Origin of the sequence: Streptomyces sp. UNOC14_S4 (genome assembly GCF_020740835.1) — a bacterium.
In the GTDB taxonomy this organism is placed as follows: domain Bacteria; phylum Actinomycetota; class Actinomycetes; order Streptomycetales; family Streptomycetaceae; genus Streptomyces.
This window is the reverse complement of the sequence record NZ_JAINFC010000423.1, coordinates 1-6,711: the sequence shown is the minus strand read 5'-3', so window position 1 is coordinate 6,711 and position 6,711 is coordinate 1. Positions and strand designations below refer to the sequence as shown.

5 protein-coding genes are annotated in these 6,711 nt (G+C 73.6%); 1 reads left to right on the top strand and 4 read right to left on the bottom strand.

Translation table 11 applies throughout. The features are described from left to right. Nucleotides 1-60 precede the first annotated feature (60 nt). The 3 genes from K6I34_RS28400 to hutU all read right to left on the bottom strand — a co-directional run bounded on the left by K6I34_RS28400 (nt 61) and on the right by hutU (nt 4,459). Nucleotides 61-1,452, bottom strand: a complete 1,392-nt coding sequence (locus K6I34_RS28400) for a formimidoylglutamate deiminase (protein WP_374231040.1) — start codon at nt 1,450-1,452, stop codon at nt 61-63. After that, nucleotides 1,443-2,645: an allantoate amidohydrolase gene (locus K6I34_RS28395; protein ID WP_229330127.1), complete on the bottom strand. Its 1,203-nt coding sequence runs from the start codon at nt 2,643-2,645 to the stop codon at nt 1,443-1,445. Before K6I34_RS28395 ends, K6I34_RS28400 begins: the two co-directional genes overlap by 10 nt. Before the next feature lie 149 nt (nt 2,646-2,794). Further along, nucleotides 2,795-4,459: a urocanate hydratase gene (hutU, locus tag K6I34_RS28390; RefSeq protein WP_229330125.1), complete on the bottom strand. Its 1,665-nt coding sequence runs from the start codon at nt 4,457-4,459 to the stop codon at nt 2,795-2,797. A 133-nt stretch (nt 4,460-4,592) separates the two neighbouring features. On the opposite strand from hutU, the gene K6I34_RS28385 reads away from it, so the two are divergent. Further along, on the top strand, nt 4,593-5,888 hold the full coding sequence (locus K6I34_RS28385; RefSeq protein ID WP_229330123.1) for a diaminopimelate decarboxylase: 1,296 nt from the start codon (nt 4,593-4,595) through the stop codon (nt 5,886-5,888). On the opposite strand, the gene K6I34_RS28380 is transcribed toward K6I34_RS28385, so the two are convergent. Next, nucleotides 5,872-6,480, bottom strand: a complete 609-nt coding sequence (locus K6I34_RS28380) for a hypothetical protein (RefSeq protein ID WP_229330121.1) — start codon at nt 6,478-6,480, stop codon at nt 5,872-5,874. The two genes, K6I34_RS28385 and K6I34_RS28380, sit on opposite strands and share 17 nt — an antisense overlap. Nucleotides 6,481-6,711: the final 231 nt, after the last annotated feature.

Genomic DNA, 6,711 nt, shown 5'->3' with positions numbered 1-6,711 from the left:
CTCAAAGCCGGACAGGCTGGTTTTCCACCCCGCCCCGGGCCCCCGCCGACGGGCGGGACGTTACTCGTGCAGGGGCGCGATCGCCTTCGCGAGAGCGCCCGCCACATCCGCCACGAGCTGGTGCTGCCCCTCGCGCACGATATGACGGCCGCCGACGACGGTGTCCCGGACGTCCGCGTTCGTCGCCGCGAATACGGCCGTCTCGGCGGCGAGCCGGGGCGGCGCGCCCGCGGTGCGCACCGAGTCCAGCGCGATCGCCGTGAGGTCGGCGAGGGCGCCGGGCCGGATGGCGCCCGCCTCGTCCCAGCCGAGGGCCGCGTGGCCGTCGGTGGTGGCGGCGCGCAGCAGCTGGGCGGCCGTCCAGTGGCCCCGGGTGTGGGTGCGCAGCCGCTCGTCCAGCTCCATGGCCCGCGCCTCCTCGAGCATGTCGATCACGGCGTGGCTGTCGCTGCCGAGCGACAGCGGCGAGCCCGCGTGCTGGAGCCTGAGGGCGGGGCCGATGCCGTCGGCAAGGTCCCGTTCCGTGGTCGGGCACATGCAGACGCCGGTGCGCGAGGTGCCGAGGAGGCGGATGTCGCCAGGGGCGAGATGGGTGGCGTGGACGGCCGTGGTGCGCTCCCCGAGCACGCCGTGGTCGGCCAGCAGCGCGGTGGGGGTGAAGCCGTACGCCTCGACGCAGGCGTCGTTCTCCGCGGTCTGCTCGGAGAGGTGGACGTGCAGCGGGGCCTCGCGCTCCCGCGCCCAGTCGGCGACACCGGCCAGCTGGTCGGCGGGCACGGCGCGCACGGAGTGGATCGCGGCGCCGATACGGGTGTTGTCGTCACCCTTGAGCGCGGCGGCGCGTCCGGCCCACTCCTCGGCGGTGCCGTCGCTGAAGCGGAGCTGGTGGGCGCTGGGCTCGGCGCCGAAGCCGGAGGAGAGATAACAGGTGTCGAGGAGGGTGATGCGGATGCCCGCTTCGGCGGCGGCCGCGATCAGGGCCTCGCCCATGGCGTTGGGGTCGTCGTAGCGCGTGCCGCCGGGGCCGTGGTGGAGGTAGTGGAACTCGCCCACCGCGGTGATCCCGGCAAGGGCCATCTCGGCGTAGGTGGCGCGGGCGAGCTCGAAGTAGCTCTCGGGGGTGAGTTTTTCGGCAACGCCGTACATGACCTCGCGCCAGGTCCAGAAGTTGCCGGGCGCGTGCTCGGCGCCCGCCCCCGCGGGCCGCCCGCCGGTGGCGTGGCCCGCCTGCACGACACCGCGCAGGGCCCGGTGGAAGGCGTGGCTGTGCGCGTTCGCGAACCCCGGCAGGGTGAGCCCGCGCAGGGTCACGGAGCCGGTCGGCGGGGCGTCGACGTCCCGGCGCACGGCCGCGATCCGGCCGTCGGCGCCGGTCTCCACCACGACGCCGGAGGCGACCCCGGTGTCGAGGAGGGCGTGCTCCGCCCAGTAGGTCTGCCTCGTCAGCGACACGCCAGGCCCTCCAGTACGTCGGCGAGTGCGGTCACCCCGGCCAGGCAGTCGTCCTCCGTCGCCGTCTCGGCGGGCGAGTGGGAGACGCCTGTGGGATTGCGTACGAACAGCATGGCGGTCGGGACGGCTCCGGAGAGGATTCCGGCGTCGTGTCCCGCTCCCGTGCCGAGAACGGGGACGTCCGCGCGGTCGCCCTTGCCGAGGATCCTGCCGAGCTCGTCGCGCAGGGCGTGTTCGAATTCGACGACGGGGGTGAAGGACTCACGGGTGACGCGCACGTCGACGCCGTCCCGCGCGCCGCGCTCCACGGCCGCCCGCTCGATCTCGGCGATCACCTCGTCCAGGGTGCCCTGGTCGGCGGCGCGGGAGTCCAGCCAGCCGCGGACGAGGGACGGGATGGCGTTCACGCCGTTCGGCTCGACGGCGACCTTGCCGAAGGTGGCGAGGGCACCGGCGAGGCGGGCCTTCTTCCGGGCGGCGAGCACGGTGTTGGCGTAGGTGAGCATCGGGTCGCGGCGGTCCTCGATGCGGGTGGTGCCCGCGTGGTTGGCCTCGCCGTGGAAGTCGAACCGCCAGCGGCCGTGCGGCCAGATGGCGGAGGCGATGCCCACGGGGTGGTCCGTGAGGGCCAGGGCCCGGCCCTGTTCGACGTGCAGTTCGACGAACGCGCCGATGCGGGCGAGCCGCTCGGGGTCGGCGCCGATGCGCTCCGGGTCGTACCCGGCGCGCTCCATGGCCCGCGGGAGGCTGATCCCGTCGGCGTCGCGGAGCGCGTGGGCCGCCTCGACGGTGAGCTGTCCGGCGGCCAGCCGGGAGCCCACGCAGGCGAGGCCGAAGCGGGCGCCTTCCTCGTCGCCGAAGTTGACGATGGCGAGGGGACGGGCGGGCCGCGCGCCGCGGGCACGCAGCTCGTCCAGGGCGGCGAAGGACGACACGACGCCAAGGGGGCCGTCGAAGGCGCCGCCGTCGGGGACGGAGTCCAGGTGCGAGCCGGTCACGACGGCGTCACCCGCTTGGGGGTCGCCCAGCCAGGCCCACTGGTTGCCGTTCCGGTCGACCTCGTAGGCGAGGCCTCTGCGCTCCGCTTGGGCCTGGAACCACTGACGGCAGTCGGTGTCGGCTTCCGTCCAGGCGTAGCGGCGGTAGCCGCCGGAGGCCGCGTTACGGCCGATGGGTGCGAGGTCGCGCCACATCTCGTGGAAGGAGGGTGCGGCTGCCTCCGAGCCCCCGTGCGCCCACCGGGGTGTCTCTTGGGCTCCGCTCGCGTCCGCGGGTCCGTCGTGGCTGGTCGCGCCGTTCCCCGTGCCCCTGTCGGGGCGCGTCGCGCCGGGATCGGAGTCGGTCACGCCTCGTCACCCTCGCGCATCGGGATGCGCACCCCGCGGGACTCCGCCACGGAGTCCGCGATGTCGTAGCCCGCGTCGACGTGGCGGATCACGCCCATGCCCGGGTCGTTCGTCAGGACGCGGCGGATCTTCTCGCCCGCGAGCGGAGTGCCGTCGGCGACCGTGACCTGGCCCGCGTGGATGGAGCGGCCCATGCCGACGCCGCCGCCGTGGTGGAGGGAGACCCAGGAGGCACCGGAGGCCACGTTGACCATGGCGTTCAGCAGGGGCCAGTCCGCGATGGCGTCGGAGCCGTCGAGCATGGCCTCGGTCTCGCGGTAGGGGGAGGCCACGGAGCCGCAGTCGAGGTGGTCGCGGCCGATGACGATCGGGGCGGCCAGCTCGCCGCTCGCCACCATGTCGTTGAAGCGCTCGCCCGCGCGGTCGCGCTCGCCGTAGCCGAGCCAGCAGATGCGGGCCGGGAGGCCCTGGAAGTGGACGCGCTCCTGCGCCATCTTGATCCAGCGCGCAAGGGACTCGTTCTCGGGGAAGAGGTCGAGGATCGCCTTGTCCGTCTTGTGGATGTCCTTCGGGTCGCCGGAGAGCGCCGCCCAGCGGAAGGGGCCCTTGCCCTCGCAGAACAGGGGTCGGATGTAGGCGGGGACGAAGCCGGGGAAGGCGAACGCCCGGTCGTAGCCCGCGAGCCGGGCCTCGCCGCGGATGGAGTTGCCGTAGTCGAAGACCTCGGCACCGGCGTCCAGGAAGCCGACCATGGCCTCGACGTGCTTGGCCATCGACTCGCGGGCGCGGGTGGTGAAGTCGGCGGGCTTCTCGGCCGCGTAGGCGGCCATGTCGTCGAAGTCGACGCCGACCGGCAGGTAGGACAGCGGGTCGTGGGCGCTGGTCTGGTCCGTGACGATGTCGATGGGGGCGTTCATCGCGAGCAGCTGCGGCACGAGCTCGGCCGCGTTGCCCAGGACGCCGATCGACAGCGGGCGGCGGGCGTCGCGCGCCTCGACCGCGAGCTGGAGCGCGTGGTCGAGGGAGTCGGCCTTGACGTCGAGGTAGCGGTGCTCGATGCGGCGCTCGATCGCGCGCGGGTCGCAGTCGATGCAGAGGGCGACGCCGTCGTTCATGGTGACGGCGAGCGGCTGGGCGCCACCCATGCCGCCGAGGCCCGCGGTCAGCGTGATCGTGCCGGCGAGGGTGCCGCCGAACTTCTTGGCGGCGACCGCGGCGAACGTCTCGTAGGTGCCCTGGAGGATGCCCTGGGTGCCGATGTAGATCCAGGAACCGGCCGTCATCTGGCCGTACATGGTGAGGCCGAGCGCCTCCAGGCGGCGGAACTCCTCCCAGTTGGCCCAGTCGCCGACGAGGTTGGAGTTGGCGATGAGGACGCGCGGGGCCCACTCGTGCGTCTGCATCACACCGACCGGGCGGCCGGACTGGACGAGCATCGTCTCGTCCTGCTTGAGCGTCCGCAGGGTGCGGACCATGGCGTCGAAGGAGCGCCAGTCACGGGCCGCCTTCCCGGTGCCGCCGTAGACGACCAGCTTGTCCGGGTGCTCGGCGACCTCGGGGTCGAGGTTGTTCTGGAGCATGCGCAGGGCGGCTTCCTGCTGCCATCCCCGGGCGCTCAGCTCTGTGCCGCGCGGTGCTCGGACGGGTCGCGGTCCGGACATGGGCCCTGCCTCCCTGGCTATGAATAGAACACTTCACATCCTGATGCAGTGAATAGCCCCAGTCAACAGGTTCGGGCCACACCTCTTGCGCGGCCCGGTTAAAAGACGCACCCGGCTGGGGAGGAGGGAACCCATGGACGAAGCCGTGCGGGCGGCTGTGGGGCAAGGGGTGGTCCGGGAGGGCAACCCCGTGGTCGGGCTGCTCGACGTGCGGGGGATCAGGGCCACGGCGGACGCACTGCGCGCGGCGTTCCCGCGGGAAGGGACGCTGCACACGTTCGCCGTGAAGGCGGCCCCCCTCGTCCCCGTGCTGCGGCTGCTCGCCGACGAGGGGATCGGCTGCGAGGTGGCCAGTCCGGGCGAGCTCGCGCTGGCGCGGACGGCGGGCGTGCCGCCGGACCGTACCGTGCTGGACTCCCCCGCCAAGACCGTGGCCGAGCTCCGTGAGGCGCTCGCGCTCGGTATCGCGGTGAACGCCGACAGCCGCGAGGAGCTCGCCCGTCTGGACCGGCTGTTCCCGGCGTCACCGGCGGCCTCTCCCCTGGGCATCCGGGTGAACCCACAGGTCGGTTCGGGAACGATCGGGGCCCTGAGCACGGCCACGGAGACCTCGAAATTCGGGGTGGCACTGCGCGACGAGGGGGCGCGCGAGTGGCTGGTGCGCGCCTTCGTGGAGCGGCCGTGGCTGACGCGGCTGCACGCCCACGTCGGCTCGCAGGGCTGCCCTCCCGCGCTGCTCGCGGACGGCGTACGGGCCGTCTACGAGCTGGCCGAGGACATCAACCGGGCGGCGGGCGAACAGCGGGTGCGGACGATGGACATCGGCGGCGGACTGCCCGTCAACTTCGCCTCCGACGCCGTCACCCCCACCTTCGCGGAGTACGCGCGGCTGCTCACGGCCGACGCGCCGGGCCTGTTCGACGGGCGGTACGGGCTGGTGACGGAGTTCGGCCGGTCGCTGCTGGCCAAGAACGGCGCGGTGCTGGCCCGGGTGGAGTACACCAAGACGGCGGGCGGGCGGCGCATCGCCGTCACGCACGCAGGCGCCCAGGTCGCGACGCGCACGGTGTTCGCGCCCGAGTCATGGCCGCTGCGGGTGCGGGCGTACGACGCGCAGGGGCGGCCGAAGACGGGCGCGCCGGTCCCGCAGACGGTCGCGGGACCCTGCTGCTTCGCGGGCGACCTGGTCGCGGTGGACCGGCCCCTGCCGCCGCTGGAGCCCGGGGACCATGTGGCGCTGCTCGACACCGGCGCGTACTACTTCTCGAACCACTTCGCGTACAACTCTCTGCCCCGTCCGGGGGTTTACGGCTACGCGTCCGCAGAAGGCCACACGCGGTTCGCCACGGTGCGCGATCCGCAGTCGCTCGGCGAACTGGTCGCCGAGAGCGGTGCCGCGCACCTGGCGGGGCTCAGCGCGCTGCGCTGACCGTGCGTCCGCCACGCACGCCCCGCGCGCGGGGACGCCGTGCGCCGCCCGGGAGCGCGTCACCCGCGGCGAGCCCGGTGCCGAGGTAGCCGCTCACGTCCTTGCCCGCGGGGCTGGCCTTGGCCCACTCGGTACGCACCCACAGCAGCGTGTCGGTGCCGCGCTCCAGCCCGCCCAGCCACATCGACTTCGCCCACAGGCCCGCACCGACGCCCGCCAGCGCGAGACCGGCGGCCGAGGGCACCGCGAAGGACGAGCCGACGGAAGCGAGGAAGGCGAGCAGCAGCCACCAGCGGCGGGCGCGCCGCCAGTTCCGGATCGTCACGTGCCGGTCCTGCAGGAAGACCGTCCTGCCCGCCCGGGTCACGCCCCGGGCGAGCTCCTTGTAGCGGTTCCGGCGTACGGAGAAGGCGACCGCCGCCGCGATCAGGAAGAGGGCCGCACCGGCGAGGAGGCCGATACGGCGGCCGGTGAGACCGGGGACGAGGCCGCCGACCGCCGCGCTCAGCAGCCCCGGCCACCACAGGAGCGACACGGGCGCCCTCACGACCACGGCCACCCGGGCGAGAGCGGCATTCTGTGCACGGGCCATTGTCGATACCTCCTGTTCGCCGTTCCGGGCAGGCTAACCACCTTTTCTGAGCGCGCCCTGAGAATCGACGCCGCCACACGCCAGATCACCCACCAGGGGCTCCGCCCCCGGACCCCCGCGGTGGTCGGTTACGGCCGGTGGGCCCGTTTGTGCCCACCCTCCCCCAGACTCCGTCCGGGAGGTGCCCCCAGCCGTGCGGAACGCCTGCCCACAACCGGGGGTGACGCGCTG

Excerpts from the sequence above, each read along its gene's own strand:
- K6I34_RS28395 (WP_229330127.1), bottom strand. The coding sequence starts at position 2,645 with ATGTGGCGCGACCTCGCACCCATCGGCCGTAACGCGGCCTCCGGCGGC.
- hutU (WP_229330125.1), bottom strand. The coding sequence starts at position 4,459 with ATGTCCGGACCGCGACCCGTCCGAGCACCGCGCGGCACAGAGCTGAGC.
- K6I34_RS28385 (WP_229330123.1), top strand. The coding sequence starts at position 4,593 with ATGGACGAAGCCGTGCGGGCGGCTGTGGGGCAAGGGGTGGTCCGGGAG.
- K6I34_RS28380 (WP_229330121.1), bottom strand. The coding sequence starts at position 6,480 with ATGGCCCGTGCACAGAATGCCGCTCTCGCCCGGGTGGCCGTGGTCGTG.